Annotated in this window: 20 protein-coding genes and 1 pseudogene; 6 read left to right on the top strand and 15 right to left on the bottom strand. The window is 52.7% G+C overall.

The genetic code is table 11. The annotated features are described in order from the left end of the window. Positions 1–168 precede the first annotated feature (168 nt). Both SAR116_RS05180 and SAR116_RS05175 read left to right on the top strand, forming a co-directional pair. Complete coding sequence (locus tag SAR116_RS05180) at positions 169–489, top strand: DUF6626 family protein (protein ID WP_013045885.1); 321 nt, start codon at positions 169–171, stop codon at positions 487–489. A 4-nt stretch (positions 490–493) separates the two neighbouring features. Then, positions 494–883, top strand: coding sequence for a hypothetical protein (locus tag SAR116_RS05175; protein ID WP_041860783.1), 390 nt, complete (start codon positions 494–496; stop codon positions 881–883). A gap of 123 nt (positions 884–1,006) precedes the next feature. Here the strand turns inward: SAR116_RS05175 and SAR116_RS05170 are convergent, their stop codons facing one another. Beyond that, positions 1,007–1,336: a hypothetical protein gene (locus tag SAR116_RS05170; protein ID WP_041860782.1), complete on the bottom strand. Its 330-nt coding sequence runs from the start codon at positions 1,334–1,336 to the stop codon at positions 1,007–1,009. A 3-nt stretch (positions 1,337–1,339) separates the two neighbouring features. Continuing rightward, complete coding sequence (locus tag SAR116_RS05165; protein ID WP_041860781.1) at positions 1,340–1,810, bottom strand: hypothetical protein; 471 nt, start codon at positions 1,808–1,810, stop codon at positions 1,340–1,342. A 118-nt stretch (positions 1,811–1,928) separates the two neighbouring features. On the opposite strand from SAR116_RS05165, the gene SAR116_RS05160 reads away from it, so the two are divergent. Together SAR116_RS05160 and SAR116_RS05155 are read left to right on the top strand one after the other, a co-directional pair. Further along, entirely contained in the window at positions 1,929–2,390 is a 462-nt protein-coding gene (locus SAR116_RS05160; RefSeq protein ID WP_041860780.1) for a hypothetical protein, read from the top strand. Positions 2,391–2,439: 49 nt separating this feature from the next. Next, a complete protein-coding gene (locus SAR116_RS05155) occupies positions 2,440–2,694 on the top strand; it encodes a hypothetical protein (protein WP_013045883.1) in 255 nt (84 codons plus the stop codon). Positions 2,695–2,705: 11 nt separating this feature from the next. Here the strand turns inward: SAR116_RS05155 and SAR116_RS05150 are convergent, their stop codons facing one another. Continuing rightward, positions 2,706–3,695, bottom strand: a complete 990-nt coding sequence (locus tag SAR116_RS05150) for an autotransporter outer membrane beta-barrel domain-containing protein (RefSeq protein WP_013045882.1) — start codon at positions 3,693–3,695, stop codon at positions 2,706–2,708. On the opposite strand from SAR116_RS05150, the pseudogene SAR116_RS13475 reads away from it, so the two are divergent. Continuing rightward, positions 3,682–3,906 (top strand): annotated as a pseudogene (locus tag SAR116_RS13475) (L,D-transpeptidase family protein); the annotation flags it as partial. The gene SAR116_RS05150 and the pseudogene SAR116_RS13475 overlap by 14 nt on opposite strands. Here the strand turns inward: SAR116_RS13475 and lnt are convergent. The 11 genes from lnt to SAR116_RS05095 form a co-directional block, all read right to left on the bottom strand. Continuing rightward, complete coding sequence (gene lnt, locus SAR116_RS05145) at positions 3,887–5,494, bottom strand: apolipoprotein N-acyltransferase (protein WP_013045881.1); 1,608 nt, start codon at positions 5,492–5,494, stop codon at positions 3,887–3,889. The pseudogene SAR116_RS13475 and the gene lnt sit on opposite strands and share 20 nt — an antisense overlap. Beyond that, entirely contained in the window at positions 5,461–5,919 is a 459-nt protein-coding gene (gene lspA, locus SAR116_RS05140; RefSeq protein ID WP_041860779.1) for a signal peptidase II, read from the bottom strand. The genes lnt and lspA overlap by 34 nt, the downstream gene beginning before the upstream one ends. 28 nt (positions 5,920–5,947) lie before the next feature. Further along, on the bottom strand, positions 5,948–6,730 hold the full coding sequence (locus tag SAR116_RS05135) for a ZIP family metal transporter (protein ID WP_041860778.1): 783 nt from the start codon (positions 6,728–6,730) through the stop codon (positions 5,948–5,950). A 12-nt stretch (positions 6,731–6,742) separates the two neighbouring features. Beyond that, a complete protein-coding gene (locus SAR116_RS05130) occupies positions 6,743–7,198 on the bottom strand; it encodes a DUF411 domain-containing protein (protein ID WP_013045877.1) in 456 nt (151 codons plus the stop codon). A 3-nt stretch (positions 7,199–7,201) separates the two neighbouring features. Beyond that, a complete protein-coding gene (locus SAR116_RS05125; protein ID WP_013045876.1) occupies positions 7,202–8,575 on the bottom strand; it encodes a M23 family metallopeptidase in 1,374 nt (457 codons plus the stop codon). Continuing rightward, on the bottom strand, positions 8,572–9,222 hold the full coding sequence (locus SAR116_RS05120; protein WP_013045875.1) for an SCO family protein: 651 nt from the start codon (positions 9,220–9,222) through the stop codon (positions 8,572–8,574). The genes SAR116_RS05125 and SAR116_RS05120 overlap by 4 nt, the downstream gene beginning before the upstream one ends. Further along, positions 9,219–9,719: a copper chaperone PCu(A)C gene (locus SAR116_RS05115; protein ID WP_013045874.1), complete on the bottom strand. Its 501-nt coding sequence runs from the start codon at positions 9,717–9,719 to the stop codon at positions 9,219–9,221. Before SAR116_RS05115 ends, SAR116_RS05120 begins: the two co-directional genes overlap by 4 nt. Then, on the bottom strand, positions 9,697–10,389 hold the full coding sequence (locus tag SAR116_RS05110) for an SCO family protein (protein ID WP_013045873.1): 693 nt from the start codon (positions 10,387–10,389) through the stop codon (positions 9,697–9,699). Before SAR116_RS05110 ends, SAR116_RS05115 begins: the two co-directional genes overlap by 23 nt. A 78-nt stretch (positions 10,390–10,467) precedes the next feature. After that, positions 10,468–11,142, bottom strand: a complete 675-nt coding sequence (locus SAR116_RS05105) for a DsbA family protein (RefSeq protein WP_041860777.1) — start codon at positions 11,140–11,142, stop codon at positions 10,468–10,470. Then, positions 11,142–11,567 carry a disulfide bond formation protein B gene (locus tag SAR116_RS05100; protein ID WP_041860776.1) on the bottom strand — a complete coding sequence of 142 codons (426 nt, stop codon included), beginning with the start codon at positions 11,565–11,567 and terminating at the stop codon, positions 11,142–11,144. The genes SAR116_RS05105 and SAR116_RS05100 overlap by 1 nt, the downstream gene beginning before the upstream one ends. A gap of 14 nt (positions 11,568–11,581) precedes the next feature. Continuing rightward, entirely contained in the window at positions 11,582–12,217 is a 636-nt protein-coding gene (locus SAR116_RS05095; protein WP_013045871.1) for a cation efflux transmembrane domain-containing protein, read from the bottom strand. Positions 12,218–12,333: 116 nt separating this feature from the next. Here SAR116_RS05095 and SAR116_RS05090 point away from each other — a divergent pair, with 116 nt between their 5' ends. Further along, on the top strand, positions 12,334–12,789 hold the full coding sequence (locus SAR116_RS05090) for a MerR family transcriptional regulator (protein WP_041860775.1): 456 nt from the start codon (positions 12,334–12,336) through the stop codon (positions 12,787–12,789). A 133-nt stretch (positions 12,790–12,922) separates the two neighbouring features. On the opposite strand, the gene SAR116_RS05085 is transcribed toward SAR116_RS05090, so the two are convergent. After that, entirely contained in the window at positions 12,923–14,335 is a 1,413-nt protein-coding gene (locus SAR116_RS05085; protein ID WP_013045870.1) for a tyrosine-type recombinase/integrase, read from the bottom strand. Between the last annotated feature and the right edge of the window lie 662 nt (positions 14,336–14,997).

Genomic DNA, 14,997 nt, shown 5'->3' with positions numbered 1-14,997 from the left:
ACAATGAGCAGTTCGATTGCATACCGTCTCACATCAGAACGGATTAGCAGCACATATCAGTTGGCGTGCCAGCCTTGATCTCATTTGTTGGCGACAGGATTGGCTAAATAACTTTGTAGTGATTAGCAATCTGTCGACATTGTTATTTATCAACTTGAGGAGAAAACCATGTCAAAAACGGTTTTATTTGAAGTTTTTGAACTGCTGAAATCACAGGGATTGGTCTCAACAGAAAATGAATTCAGCAAAGACTGGCTGGCACGAAGCGAGAGCTATGCAAGAGGCTTAAGATTCCATGATGCAGAGCCAAGCATTGCAACCATGGCACTGTTGGCAAGCAAGCTTCAATATTATGGCGAGAGGCTTTTAGGTCAGCACACTGAGCAGCATCGTGCGTTGGGCGAGAAGTTTCTGTCATATAGCCAAATCTGTCACAGCAAGATCAATGAGCGTTGCGTAGATCGATGGCAACGAGTGATGGCGGCTTAATCGCATGGAATACAAAGATGACATGAGGCGACTAATAGATATTGTGAAGAAACTCAGTTTCGAAGCGCCACTTGAGCAAACACTGGATGATCTCAAAACTCTGTCCACGGCCACGCATGACCTAACCGACCGTATAGAAATGCGTGTAAGAAAAAGCCTTCAGCCAGCAGATAAACCAAAATCAAAGAAGCCCAAGAAAGCAAAACAGCTAAAGGTGAGACCATTTCCTTGGGTTACACCGCCACCTTCACCGCCACAAAAGGCTCTTCCGACTGCCAATCCTGTTGCGGCTTCAGCTATCAGTGCTGGCGACTATGAGCGCATAAGGCAGGATTTCACTTCCAAGCAAAACGCTCTTGCGCCAATTAAGCCGTCACCGCCGTTAGCAAACTAACGCTTTTTTCAATCAATTGTGAATTTATTGGCTGAAAATTCACGATTTTTTTAATTTTATTTTAATTTGCCATACGGCATTTAGGTAATGCTATGCGTGTCTAAAATGTTCATGTTCGCCAAATTAGAAGAGACTTTCTAAATCGTACATATGTTCAATAACTTCCTTTGTTGAAATAGGTTTTGAGTTGATTCCAACTGGTAAAACGCCGTCATATATTTGGAGAAGCCTGTGGTTAGCAAATTTTGCTAATTGAACACAACTAGGAGAATTGTCTATCTCTGCAAGCAAATCATCGTATGAACACGGATTAAATTCCTTGAGATCCTGCTGGAGAGTATCAAGCAAATCATCAGACGTCCCATCGAAATCCCATCCACATTGGTAATAAGCTGCGTCTATGCATGTTTTGCGTAAAGCTTCTTCATTTAAGTTCCAAACAAGAAAACTCATGTCTTACTTTCCTCCATGTAGAAGTTGAGTTGTAAAGAGCTCATAGAAAGATGCATTTAGTCCGAAACCAAAGCGCACCATCAGGTTGCGTTCCCAGAAATCCAAATCCAGTCGGTCATATCCAAAGAACCACTTGCAAGGGTGGCAGAGGTCACAAAGGGCTGGTAGCCCAGTAGTTTGACTGAATAAGTCCCAGTCGCTAGCAGTGCTAATTTTTATTAAATCTTTTGGGTCCCTCGAAAGGGTGGAGCACTTTTCAACAATTCTAGGAAATAGCTCTCTATTAAGGAAATCAAAGCTACTTTTCTCCATAGGACTGACCCGAAGATTCAAGTTAAAAACTTCCTGAAAGTCATCAAATTCATTCATATCAGTATTGAAAGTTAGAATGACATTCGAATGCATCTTGATTGATTTTTGTTGAGGTTTTGCCTGATAGACTTCTGTTAGTTGAGCGTGTTTTGTTTTAGTCATGATATTCACCTTTCGTGTTTTGTTGTGATGCGTGATTGCATCGATGTAGTGAATATCGCACAAAAAATGACGCCAATTTGTTTTTCATATAATTAAATAAATATGGCATCATATTGTCATGAAAAAGTCTCGTGCCAACCGTCCATTGTTCTTTGTCTATGCACCGCCCTTGAAGGGAAAGAGGCCAAGCAATCGCCGTGCTGTTGAGCCGCCATATAAGGGCGCGCCTGCTTGGAAATGCTCAGTCTACTATTACTGGTGGGAGTATCTGCGCCGTCATGAAGGATACAGACAAACCTGTGAGAGCGCGGGCAGGGGTAAATTTGCCGACCTCTACGCTGATTTTGGCAATGTTCATAAAGGTGATTTTTGGAGTTGGTGGACAGAACATGCAGAGTTATTTGCAGAACCACCCATAAGACATGTGTCGGTTGAACACAGTGTTTCAACAGACCAAAACACGCTTGCATTGATTGTTCCATTGGAGAACAAACTATCTGTCTCAATGAAGCAGATTAGGCGTTTGTTAGAGCCTCAGGTTCAAAAAGCCGCTCGCAAAAAAAACACAGAGCCAAGCTAAGTATCCCATAGCTACAAAGCCTGTGTTGAGAACGCTTCAAGAGCATTTGTTGGTTTGGGATGCAAAACAGCAGAACCCAACTGCACATGACAGTGAGCTTGCTGATATTGCAGGCATATCAGTGAACGAAGTTGTGAATGGTGAAACCATAGCTGAGCTTAGAGCAGAAGACCTGCCAACCAGAGACTTAGAGCGTGTGATCAAGCGCCGTAAACAGTTGGCTGTTCAGCGGCATCTCAGGATCGCAGAGCAATATATAGAGCATGTTGCCTTGGGAGAGTTTCCGAAAAGAGAAGGGCGATAATTCAGGTCAAATCAGAACCTGTAATTTAAACCAAAACTCCCAGAGTTGACGTAATGGTCATTGCCATTGCTATGGATACTCTCCATTCTTGACACAGCAAAATCAATTTTAAGATCATCTGATTTCCAAATATTTACACCAAATTTCACAGTGCCACTCTCTTTGAGCTCAGTTGAAACATTCGTGCTATATATGTTGGATTGACTGAGATAGCGCATTGATGCTGGGAAGCTTTTATTTAAGAAATTGGAATACTGAACATTGCCGTATGTGCGGATTTTGAAGCCATTCCAGTCAATGATCTTTGACATTTCAGCACCTAAATCCAACTCTTGATAATCAATGTCCTGATCAAAATATCTCAGAGCCCTTGTGCCTCCGGTCTCATCAAATGTTTCTAGTTTGATATCGGCGAGATTAAATCCCCCATAATACGAGTAATCCAAGTCAGCATAATTTATAAATTGCCGTAATCTCACTGAGCCAGAGTAGGTATGTCCATTTCTCTCTCCGGTAAGTGTCTCACTTCCATCAATGCGCTTGGTCTCATAGGTTAGGTCAGAATAACCAAGAGATGCTTCGATCTGCGGTAATCCCTCTAATTTATATGTTGTGTATAAGGTCGCACCAAAATTATCTGACTCAATTTTGCTACCATCTGTGCCGATGTCAGCGTCGTCTCTTCCTGCTGATACCGCAAAGCCAATCAGTTTGTCTTGTTTGTACTCTTTATCAATTCCAATTGTGATCCTGGAATTATTAAATTTGCGCGACGGTGATGAAGATGAAGCACTAATTGAACCAACGAATACTTCCCCGTCACTCCAGATGCTCCAGTCATTGTCTGAGTTATCAAACTCAGGATTGGGATTAAAACCAGTCTCCGCTTTTAACTCTGCAATGACTAGTGATATTGCCTGGGCCTTGAGGATCTCTTGATAAAGTTCGGGGTTATTTCCAATACTTGAGGCAAGCTGGGCTAATTCGGTTTCAGTTGGCATCTCTTATCCGAATGAGGCCGACATCGCCTTTGCCGAAGCGCAGGGCCTTTCCCCCGGCGGCGACATCTTCATCCATGGTGGTCCACGCCCGGGCATCGACCCAACGGACGTCCGCGACTGGACAGCTGGCTGCATCGGGGTCACAGATCGGCAGATCGAGGACATCTATGCAATGGTGAAGGACGGAACACCTATCCAGATCTTTGCATGACGGTTTTTCTCATGCGGCGGTAATGAGCCGTCGCATTGGCCGTCAGAGCCCAGCTCCACGAAGCCAAGATGAGCGCCAACAGCATCCAGTCCCCGAAGCTCGCGTAGAGTGTCGGCGGCCGCGCGGAGGGCAGGCTAGCGTCGATGATGCCCGTTTCACCGGTATCGAGCCGCGCAACGATCTCTCCGTTCGCGTCGATGACCGCGGAAATGCCCGTATTCGCGGCTCGAATGACAGGAAGGCCTTCCTCTACGGCGCGTATCCGTGCGGAAGCCAGATGCTGCTCGGGTCCGATGCTGGTGCCGAACCAGGCGTCGTTCGTCGCGTTGAAAACCCAGTCAGGTCGGAACAGGTCGTCGACCACATGGCCTGGGAAGATGATCTCATAGCAGATCGCCACGGCGACCAGCGGCAGACCCGGAAGCGCAAGCGTTCGCGGGCCCGGACCGGGCGTAAAGTCGCCCAGCCCCGCTGTCAGCCGCTCGATCGGCAACCAGCCGCGGAATGGCACGTATTCGCCGAAGGGCACGAGATGGTGTTTCGCGTATCCGGTCAGGATTCTGCCGGTCTCGTCAAATGCCTGAACCGTGTTGAAATATCGGGTGCCATCCTCGCTCGGTACACGGTCCGGCACACCTGTGAGCAGCACCCTGCCGTCTTGCAGCGCAGCGGCAATGCGGGCCCGCGCCTCCGTATCCTCATCGAGGAAACCCGGAAAGGCGGTTTCCGGCCAGAGAAGAACGTCGAAATCGCCGGGCCAGGTTGAAAGCTCAAGATAGCGCGCGAAGGTCGCCTCGCGGTTCTCGGGCGCCCATTTCTCCCCTTGGGGAATGTTGCCCTGAACGATGCGCAGGTCGACACCGGGTGGCTGTTGTGTATCCGACTGGAGGTGAAGCGTCCCGACGGCCCAAATAGCCGCGATGCCGGCCAGCGCCATGAGCGAAACGGTCAATCGTTGCCGCCCGGACGCCATGACAGCCGCGCCGGGGAGTACCGCGACGAACACGGTGAGAAAGCTTAGCCCATAGCTTCCGACCCAGGCGGCGGTCTGGCGAAGGGCGGCGTAGTCTAAAAGTGCGTAGCCGGCGAGGTTCCATGGAAACCCTGTCAGAACGTGACCACGCAACCACTCTGCCACGGTCCAGGAGGTCGCGAACGCGAGGCAGGCCAAGAGACTGCCCATGGCTCCGCGCCGCGTGATTTCGGCGAAAAGCGCGGCGGCAATGGCCGGGAAAATCGCGAGACCTGCGGACAATCCCGTGACGGCCGGGATCGCCATCGTCCCGAACCGCCTGTCCTCGACGTAAAAACTTTCCGCGATCCACGAAATCCCGAAACCGAACTGGCCAAGACCAAACGCCCAGCCGACGAGGAAAGCGCGCCCGAAGGAGAGATCGCGAAGACCGACAAACAACGCGGAATAGGCAACGGGAACAAGCAGGAGAAGCGAGAAAGGCGGGAAAGTCAGAACGGTCAGCGCCCCGGCGACGAAACCAAGCGTCATCCGCGAAAGCAAACGGTGGCGCAGTGCTATGCGGTTCAGAATTTCCGGCTTCACGATTTGATCGGACGCCGCACGCTGATCCATGGCGCGGCGAGCAAGAGCCCCACGCCACTGACAACAAATATATCGGCCATGTTGAAGGCAGGCCAATGTGTTGTGACAATGTAGAAATCGAGAAAGTCTGTTACAGCCCGATACCGCACACGATCGATAACATTGCCCAAGGCTCCGCCAATGATCGCGCCATAGGCAAGTGTTTCGACCGCATTATCGGCGCGAAACAGCATAACCCCCAGCCAAACACAGATGGCAAGAGCGAGAGCGATGAGGCTCCACCACGGCGCGCCGCCCAACATCCCGAAAGCCACGCCGTCATTACGATAAAAGACGAGGTTGAATCCCGGAAACACGGGAATCCCGGCGCTTAAAGTGACGGCATTCGCAACGACAATGGCTTTGGTGATCTGATCGATCGCGAACGCAGCAAGTGCTGCGAAGACGCCGATCATCGGAGATACCTTGTTTAGTGACATTGCCTCATCCCAACCAGACATCAAGGAACAGCATCAGAACGAGCCCGACTGCGAGACCGAGCGTCGCCCTGTTCTGTTGGCCGCTGCGATGGGTTTCGGGGATGATTTCGTGGCTGATAACGTAGAGCATTGCACCCGCGGCAAAGGCCAGACCCCATGGAAGCAGCGGTTCCGACAGTGTGATGATGCCGGCCCCGAGCAAACCGCCAATCGGCTCGACCATGCCCGTCAGCGCCGCGATGCCCCAGGCGCGCAGCTTCGGATATCCCTCGCCCAGCAGCGACACCGCGACGGCCAATCCTTCGGGCGCATTCTGAAGCCCGATGCCGATGGCGAGCGGCAGACCGCCCTCCATACCTCCGGATCCGAAGCCGACCCCCACGGCAAGGCCTTCGGGGAAGTTGTGGATCGTGATCGCAATGATGAACAACCAGACCCGCCGCAAAGACGCCGCTTCGGGCCCTTCGCGTCCCGTCTTGAAGTGCTCGTGCGGCAGCTTTTCGTTCATCAGGGCGACAGCCCCCATGCCCAGAAGAATCGAAACGCATACGATGGCCGCAGGCATCGCGCCGTTTTCGAACATCGGCTCCGCCGCATCCAATGCCGGGATGATCAGCGAAAAGAAAGAAGCGGCGAGCATCACACCGGCAGCGAAGCCGAGCGACAGATCGCGTGTGGCCCGAGACGGGATGCGCCCGAACAGCACGGGAACTGCTCCGACTGCTGTGAGCGATCCGGCGGCAAGACTTCCGAGAAAGCCGAGCATTATTGGAGACAGATTTTCCATGGGCGGGCCAGATTATCCTTCGGCGTAGCTCGAAAAGACTTCCGTCGACCCGTCCTTGCGGATGAGGAAGACATCATAGGCCTCGCGGTCGTCTTCTGGCCCCATGCCGGGCGAGCCATAGGGCATCCCCGGAACAGCGAGGCCGACGGCGTCCGGGCGCTCCTCGAGAAGGCGGCGGATGTCAGCGGCCGCTACATGGCCTTCGATCACGTAGCCATCAATGAGCGCGGTGTGGCAGGAGACCATGCGCTGCGGCACGCCGTTGTCGAGCTTGAAGCGAACCAGCGACCCACCGAACATGTTCTCGCCCGTCGGCGCAAACCCGTTTTCTTCGAGATGATTCATCCACGAGAGGCAACAGCCGCAACCGTTCGTCTTGCGGACCTCGATCGCCGTTGCCTCTGCGAGGACCTGGGCCGCTGGTAACAGGGCGAGGGTGATTGCCAGAGCTTGGGTCATGCGTTTCATGGGTCAGAGCCTTTCGGTTGTCGTTTCGGCAATCTCGCTGCCGAGGTTTTGATTCAGAAGCGCCCGCGCCTCGGCCAGACGCGAGAGCGCGGCCGTATCATCCGCATCGCTCTCGGCTGCTTCGGCGAGCCGGTCGTCAGAGAGGGGGTCAGTCGGGCGCCCATCCACGAGGACTTCGTAGTGCAGGTTCGGACCTGTCGCCGTACCAGTCGCGCCGACGCGGCCGATCACATCTCCCGCCGCCACGCGGTGGCCTTGTGCTAGGTCTTCCGGCACGGCGCTCAGATGCGCGTAGCGCGTCATGGTGTCGGAGCCGTGGGCGATTTCGACCACTCGACTATATCCGCCGCGCCAGCCGATGAAATTGACCCGCCCCGGTGCCGTCGCTTGAACCGGTGTCCCACGTGCCGCTGCGAAATCGACGCCGGTGTGCATCCGGATGTTGCCAAAGACCGGATGCGTGCGGCGCCCGAACACCGAGCTGAGGCGCGCACCCTCGACCGGCTGTGCGAAGACGCGCAGCACCTCGCCATCGACGTAGATCGTCGCCTGACCGCTGCCGTCGTCAGGCCATACGATCTCGTAGAGCGAACCGCCGATCTCCAGTGCGGCGAAGGCGAGTTCGGGCTGTCCGATCCTGTCCTCGCCGACCCGCGCCTCACGCCAGAGAAGCCTTAGTGTTTCGCCGCTGGCCATCTCGCGGCGGAAATCCACGGTCCCACCCAGCATCTGCGCAAGGTCCACGGAAAAACGGGCGGGTATGCCGGCTTCGTCGAGTGCCGCGAAGATCGAGCTGTCGATCACGGCTTCGCCGGCAAGGGTTACGATCTCCGGATCCGGAGCCACGACCTGTGTGGACAACTGCTCGCCGAAAACCACCTCGATCCGCACTCCGTCCTCGACGGCGAGTGAGACGGTGCGGGGGCTGCCGTCCACGGTCGAAGCGACAGTGACCGAGTGCCCCGGCCGCAGCCGTCGCAGATCGTATTCCGCGCCAAGCGCGAGGGCAACTTTGGCTCTGTCAGGTGCCGCAAGTCCAGCTTCGGACAGCAAGAAATCGAGCGTCTCGCCAGGTGCAATGTCGCGCGACCATGTCGACAGGGGTGGCTCGATCGCCTGCACGGGCCTGTCGGCAAACGCGACCTGCAGAAGGGGCAGGGGGTCGAGGTCGGGTGCATCTTCTGCCCATGCCGTCGCGGGCAGCGTCACGAGGATGTCAACGTTTTGGGGAGCTTCAGGACCTTGGGGCATCCATTTACCTGCCGAGGCAAGTTCCGGCGGCACGGGTTCTTTCGACATGAAATCAGAGAGGGCGATAGCCGCTCCCGAAACCATCCCCGCAATTACGACACAAGCCGCCATAGTTCTGAGCCTCATGTCGCCCCCTCCGTTTCTTCTTCCATCGCGCGGCGAATTTTCGGCACCGCGAATTCTCTGGGTTCGTGATAGTCGATCATGGTGACGAACCGCCCAGAGGCTGCGAACAAGAAGACGCTCGCGGTGTGGTTCATCGTGTAATCGCCGCTCCCCGTCGGCACCCGCTCGTAGGTGGCGCGGAAGCCGTCCGCGACGCGCGCGATCTGCTCTTCCGGTCCCGTCCAGCCACGGATCGCAGGATGGAAGTAGCCGACATATTCGGCCATCGTTTCGACAGTGTCGCGCTCGGGATCGACCGTGATGAAAACCACGTTCATCTCGTCGGCCTCGTCTCCCAGATCGTCGAGCCATCCCGAAATGTCCGCGAGCGTGGTCGGGCAGACATCGGGACAGTAGGTGAAGCCGAAGAACGCCATCGTCGGGCGGCCGATCAGGGTTTCCGGCCCGACCGCGTTGCCTTCGTGATCAGTCAAACTGAACGACATACTTGTGATTGAAGGTATGACCGTCTTGATTTTACTCAATGGGCGAACCGCGCCTGGCCCGTCAACCTGCCACCAACCAACGCCGATGGCAGCCGACAGGCCGACAATAATGGTTATCGTGGACAGCACGATTTTCCGACCATATGTGGCGTGAAGAATCATTCGGGCCGAGTCGCGCCAGGCCCGTAAATGGGCGCTGTTACCGTGATCTTGCCACTACGTTCGAACGAAAGCGTAATTTCGACGGTTTTGCCTTTGATAAGAGCCTTTTTGAGCTTCATCATCATGATGTGCAACCCGCCAGGAGCCAGCACCACCTTGCCACCGGCGGGTATTTCAACCGAGCCGGCAGGGCCCATTTTCATAACGCCATTTTTCATTTTCATGGTGTGAACCTCGGCCATTCCCGACAATGGGGTGCTCACTTCAAGCAGGGTGTCATTCTCTGTTCCCTTGTTGCGGATTGAAAGATAGGCGGCTGCAGGGCGTCTTGTCCCGATCGATGCCCGCGCCCACTGGCGCTCGATCACCAGATCATCAAGTCGCGATATTTCCTGAGCAAAACTCGCACCTGATCCGGCAATAGTCGCTATCACCAAGGTGAAAATGGCAAAATACTTCACGATTGTTTTGTCCTCATAATCTGGCCTGTAAATCATCTGCAATCTCGTTGACTGTCGCGTTATAAGAGTAGGGCCTTACGAAGCGGCCTTTCGGATCAATGAGATAGAGGTAAGTCGTGTGTTCCATCGTGTAACCATCTGGGGCTTCCTTCTGAACAGCTTTCGCGTAATACACTTTGAACGACTTCGTTGACGCCTTGATCTGGTCAAGCGTGCCCGTCAAACCGGTAATTCGGGGATCGAAGGCACCCACGAATTCAGCCATTCGCTCTGGCGTGTCCCGTTCGGGGTCGACGGTGATGAAAAGTGGCTGCACCTTCGCGGCTTTTGCGCCGAGCTTCTCCATTACCTCGGCGATCTCGTTCAGTGCTGTCGGGCAGACATCAGGACAGGTTGTGAAACCAAAAAACACCAGCAGCCATTTCCCTCGGTAGTCTGCTGCCGAGACTTGGTCCCCACGGTGGTCAACCAGATCGAACTCACTTTTGATCAATGATTGTCCGACTTGATTAATTGTTGGCGGCTCTGGTTGGGGGCCCAATGTGCGCCAACCCGCGTACCCAGCGAACGCGAGCGTCATAACGAGTACGACCGCCCAACTGGCGTAACGGATCGCTCGTAATCTTTGCACAACGACCCCTTCGGTCGCTGCCACAGGCGCTTTTGCACTCTCATCTGTGCCGGTATTTTTATTTAAATCTTCCAAAAGCGGGCCATTTTTCTCAAGTTGCGCACAATTAGAGTGCTGTTAGAGTGCTGCACAATTTTTGCTTTAATTCTCAGGTCAGGATTTTTCTTCTGATGAACGTTCTGACAACTCAACCTCGCTTTTGACAAGATCATGCAGTTGTTGGGCTCCGAATTCTGGTAGCGGCTTACCGTTCACGAAAAACGTGGGTGTCCCTCGTATTCCGACGGTTTTAACATCGGCGGCGTCCTGGTTCAGAACGGCAACGATACCTGGTAGTTTAGCGTCTCGGCGGGCTCGTTCGACATCAATTCCTGTTTCCTTTATGAGTTCCCATATGCTTACAGGCTCTCGGCCATGCGGTGCCCACTTTGGCTGTGTTTCGAGCAGCCGCTCCAGAACCGCTTCAAATTTTCCTTGGATGCGGGCGGTTTCCAATACCCGAATTGCCTCTTCAGATGGCGGATGAAAGGCTGCGTAACGGAGTACAACACGGACCTTCCCCTGAAACTTGGACAATATCTCTTTAACGATAGGATGGAAGGCCCGGCAAGATTCGCAGGCAGGATCGAAAAATTCTACAATAGTCACTGGCGCATCACTTGAGCCAATCACCGGCGAGTGAGGTCGTATTAACGGTACCTCATTTGAGGCAGGCATCGCCGTTGCCGTTGCCGTTTTTTCAGGTGTGGGAGAATAAAGAAATGCTCCGACTGCAAACATGCCAAGCGCGGCAATAATGGTCGTGATAATAACAGATTTACGGTTCATTAGATTTTCTTTCTGTATGGAATGGTCAGCAACAATATGATGGCGGCGAAGGCAGCGAGTGATAGGTATGGCAACGGCAGGACGCCAAATAACACCTGATCCGCACCCGAGCATGATGGCCCGCCGCGCTCACACGGTTGAAGCGGCGTAGGAATAACACCAGCGAAGAGCAGACTATGCCAGACAGCGATCAGCCCGCCGATGGATGCTAGGGGCAGAACGTAAAGACGTACAGATATATCGGTTCGGAGACAGGCGATTCCCAGAATCAACGCCAAGGGAAACATTGCGATTCGTTGATACCAGCACAATACGCAAGGAACCCGTCCCATAATTTCCCCAATAAATAATGCACCGAGGGTCGACACTAACGCGACCAGCCAAGCCATATAGAGGGTATTTGTTTGAATTTTTGCCGTCTCCATAAATTCCTAATTCCTCACTTCCCCGGAGCATGTACAAGATCGTGCTGCCTTTCCCTCATGGCCTGAGTGATGATTTGAGCCGACGACCAAAAGAACAATCCCGCCATCAATCCAGCGACGATAAGGTCGGGCCATGCGGTTCCCGTGAAGTACACTCCTGCCGCTGCCCCCATGACGGCAACATTGCCGATGGCGTCGTTTCGGCTGCAGAGCCACACGGACCGGACGTTCGCATCACCATCCTTAAATCGCATCAACAAGAAGACACTAATCAAGTTGGCCGTGAGCGCCAGGACGCCAACGGCTCCCATGACCGTCGCGGATGGAATGCCGAGGATGAGAACTTGATAGACGGTTGATCCGAGTACCCAGAGTCCCATAGCCGCAAGACTGAAACCCTTCAAAAGTGCCGCCGTTGCGCGAACCCTCATGGACATACCGATGACGTAAAGACTAAGCGCGTACGTCGTTGTGTCTCCCAGAAAATCGAGAGCATCCGCTTGTAACGCCTTGGAACCGGCAAACGCCCCTGCTGTCATTTCAATAATGAACATCGCCCCGTTTATGGCGATGACAATCCACAACGCACGTTTGAATGCATCTGAAACGCCGTCGAATTGGGCGTCGTGTCCACAGCAACCAGAGCTCATAGTGTGTTCCTTAAATTGGTCGATAACGACCCTTGCCAATCTAAATAACGATTTGCAAACGCCAGCTTTTATATGCTACCACCTACAATCATTGTAGGTGCAAGAGGAAAAGTTTGATGGCCGCAAAAGACATCTCTATAGGTGAATTAGCTGAGCGGGCTGGGTGCACGGTTCAAATCATTCGGCATTACGAGAAAATCGGTCTTCTACCTGAAACCAGACGCACCAGCGGCAATCGCCGCATCTACTCCGAAGGTCAGGCCTCGCGCCTGATTTTCATCCGACACAGCCGCGAATTGGGGTTCAGCCTGGGCGATATCCGCCAGTTGCTGTCATTTTCCGACAAACCCAACCAGTCGTGTGAACAGGTGGACGCCATTGCACAGGCGCACCTCAAAGGTGTTCAGGAAAGATTGGGCCGCCTGCGCTCTATGGAGCGGGAGTTGAAGAGAATGGTCCATGAATGCTGCGGCGGTAAGGTCGCCGAGTGCCGTATTATTGATGTATTGACGGACCACTCGAAATGCCTGACCGAGAGCCACCCAAAGGCCAAAACGTCTAGGTCGAAATGATATTGTGATATGATACGATTGGCCTAGAGTTCACACCGAATGCACCGCGACTTTTGGCAGGCAATCGCTTCGTCCAGTTGGCCGGCTTCAACAGCGGTTACATTTTTTGATGTCCGCAGGAAACTGGCGACCATCAGCATGGCGCGCTTGATGAGATGAAGGACTTCAAATCAACCATGTCATAACGTACCCGGTTACCGACCTTGACGAATTTGGGCCCGACTTTGCGCCAGCGCCAGTTTTCCATCAGGCGAGGAGCCACATTCAGATACTTTGCTGCCTGATTAGAGGTTAGGTATGTCGGAGCCGTCACCTTGGTGCCAGGGATGGTATTGCCTGCTTGGCGTTCTGGCTTTTGTGACGACATTGGCTTGGTGTTTATATTCATGAGGTCACCAAGCACGTCAGTGACGGAGCTTGCTGCTTCCGTCATAGGGGCTGCCATCAAGTGAGCGTAGCGTGCGGTGGTTTGAACCTGAGTATGGCCTAGAAGCCGACCGATCACTGCGAGGCTCATCCCCTTACTGACGGCGAAGGAGGCAAAGCTGTGCCGCAGGTCATGGATGCGGACATCTTCAATTCCGGCCATCTTTCTGAACCGCCGCCACGGCTTTTGGACATTGTCCAGGTGGCTACCTTCTATTAGCCCCCAAATTACATAAGGGTTGTCTACTGGTCGTGCTGGGTGCGCATGGACTTCATCGAGTAGGTTCATAACGGTGTTGCCCACATAGACGTATTTTGCTCCTGTCTTTGAATCCGGCAATTTCAGCACCTGCATTTTGCGGTCGACATAATCCCACTTGAGGGAGCGGATTTCACCAAGGCGGCAGCCGGTGAGCAGAAGCAACTGAATGCAATAGACGGCAGCAAGGTTTTCGTCTGGGTACTGTTTGATTTCATCCAGGACGGCGCTGAGGCGTTTTACCTCTTCCTCACTCAGATAGCGCTCTCTGGCCTTTGATGGATATTTTTTGATATGACGCCGTGGATTGGTGTGGTCGTCACGCAAGCCCCACATTTCAGCGAGATTGAACATCTTGGATATAATCTCAAGGCCATGGTTTGCTTCATACGGCGTTCGCCGTAATGAATGGTGAAACTCGGCCACGTCGGATCGTTGCACGTCTTTGATTTTCATATCTCCGAAAAACGGAATCAGGTGTTTATCTAGGTAACGCCTGTAGCCCTTAGCAGTGGAAGGCTTGCAATGAGGGATGACGTGTTCTTCCATGTAGCGCTCTGCCAAGTCCCTGACGAAGAGCTCTTTGCGTTTGGTTGATTTCTCTTTTTGGGGATCTGCGCCAGCCTTGATTTCACCAAGCATGATGGTCGCTTGATTACGAGCCCGCTCAGTTGTGAAAATGCCATGCGCGCCGATGGCAACGCGTTTAATCTTTTTGTAGACCATGTATTGGACGTAATAGGTCTTTTTGCCACCGGGTGTGATACGAGCGCAAAATCCCGCCAGTTGGTCATCGAAAAGAAAATAAGGCTTATCTTTTGCGGTGGCTTTTTCGATGACGGTTTTTGTTAATTTGGGCATGGGCGACCTACACGGGCTAGAATTGCAGTGCGCGTAGGGTTGCGTGGAATCCGTATATTATCAAGTAATATCAATGCGTTGGTGTAGTGGTGCGCAAACAAAATGGCTAATGAGAACTGCTGCGTATGGCGATAAATACCGTGCACTAAAAATGCACTAAATGAAGCGAATGTTCCTGCGAAAGCTGGCGAAACCAAGAGTGACAGGATTTGCTTTCTGGATTCGGATTGCGGCCAGATATCAAAAGGTTAGCGAAAAGGTGAGGGGGTTTTAGTGTTTGGAAGTACCACAAAAACAATGGGTCGGGTTCAACTCATAGCCTGAAGGTCGCAGGTTCAAATCCTGCCCCGCAACCATTTTCCATTACACACTTTTTAACACACCTAATTTATGTGCTTGTAAACAACTCAAATAAAATATGAAAAGTTGAAGTAGTTTTATCATAATCCGCGTGTCGGGGGTTCGAGTCCCTCCTCCGCTACCATTTATCTCAATATTATCAATATATTATAGTGTCTCGAAATTACTTTGAGGTGTTTTTAGCATTCAAGAATATTTATTGTTAATCACTGCTGAATGTGTTGCGCTTTTCTCAATCTGAACATAGCCTCAAAGATAGCATATTTTATGTCAGTTATGTCCCTGTTTGGGTGTTGATTGTA

This window comes from Candidatus Puniceispirillum marinum IMCC1322 (assembly GCF_000024465.1).
Classification (GTDB): Bacteria; Pseudomonadota; Alphaproteobacteria; order Puniceispirillales; family Puniceispirillaceae; genus Puniceispirillum; species Puniceispirillum marinum.
Note: the sequence above shows the minus strand (reverse complement) of the source record. Positions and strands in the feature narration are given on the sequence as shown.

Bases quoted from the DNA above. Each gene is read 5' to 3' on its own strand.
- SAR116_RS05120 (WP_013045875.1), bottom strand. From the start codon at position 9,222: ATGATTCTTCACGCCACATATGGTCGGAAAATCGTGCTGTCCACGATA.
- SAR116_RS05175 (WP_041860783.1), top strand. From the start codon at position 494: ATGGAATACAAAGATGACATGAGGCGACTAATAGATATTGTGAAGAAA.
- SAR116_RS05085 (WP_013045870.1), bottom strand. From the start codon at position 14,335: ATGCCCAAATTAACAAAAACCGTCATCGAAAAAGCCACCGCAAAAGAT.
- SAR116_RS05130 (WP_013045877.1), bottom strand. From the start codon at position 7,198: ATGAAACGCATGACCCAAGCTCTGGCAATCACCCTCGCCCTGTTACCA.
- SAR116_RS05150 (WP_013045882.1), bottom strand. From the start codon at position 3,695: ATGCCAACTGAAACCGAATTAGCCCAGCTTGCCTCAAGTATTGGAAAT.
- SAR116_RS05115 (WP_013045874.1), bottom strand. From the start codon at position 9,719: ATGATTTACAGGCCAGATTATGAGGACAAAACAATCGTGAAGTATTTT.
- SAR116_RS05165 (WP_041860781.1), bottom strand. From the start codon at position 1,810: ATGACTAAAACAAAACACGCTCAACTAACAGAAGTCTATCAGGCAAAA.
- SAR116_RS05170 (WP_041860782.1), bottom strand. From the start codon at position 1,336: ATGAGTTTTCTTGTTTGGAACTTAAATGAAGAAGCTTTACGCAAAACA.
- SAR116_RS05095 (WP_013045871.1), bottom strand. From the start codon at position 12,217: ATGAGCTCTGGTTGCTGTGGACACGACGCCCAATTCGACGGCGTTTCA.
- SAR116_RS05125 (WP_013045876.1), bottom strand. From the start codon at position 8,575: ATGAGGCTCAGAACTATGGCGGCTTGTGTCGTAATTGCGGGGATGGTT.
- SAR116_RS05135 (WP_041860778.1), bottom strand. From the start codon at position 6,730: ATGGAAAATCTGTCTCCAATAATGCTCGGCTTTCTCGGAAGTCTTGCC.
- SAR116_RS05180 (WP_013045885.1), top strand. From the start codon at position 169: ATGTCAAAAACGGTTTTATTTGAAGTTTTTGAACTGCTGAAATCACAG.
- lspA (WP_041860779.1), bottom strand. From the start codon at position 5,919: ATGATCGGCGTCTTCGCAGCACTTGCTGCGTTCGCGATCGATCAGATC.
- lnt (WP_013045881.1), bottom strand. From the start codon at position 5,494: ATGGATCAGCGTGCGGCGTCCGATCAAATCGTGAAGCCGGAAATTCTG.
- SAR116_RS05090 (WP_041860775.1), top strand. From the start codon at position 12,334: ATGGCCGCAAAAGACATCTCTATAGGTGAATTAGCTGAGCGGGCTGGG.
- SAR116_RS05105 (WP_041860777.1), bottom strand. From the start codon at position 11,142: ATGAACCGTAAATCTGTTATTATCACGACCATTATTGCCGCGCTTGGC.
- SAR116_RS05160 (WP_041860780.1), top strand. From the start codon at position 1,929: ATGAAAAAGTCTCGTGCCAACCGTCCATTGTTCTTTGTCTATGCACCG.
- SAR116_RS05100 (WP_041860776.1), bottom strand. From the start codon at position 11,567: ATGGAGACGGCAAAAATTCAAACAAATACCCTCTATATGGCTTGGCTG.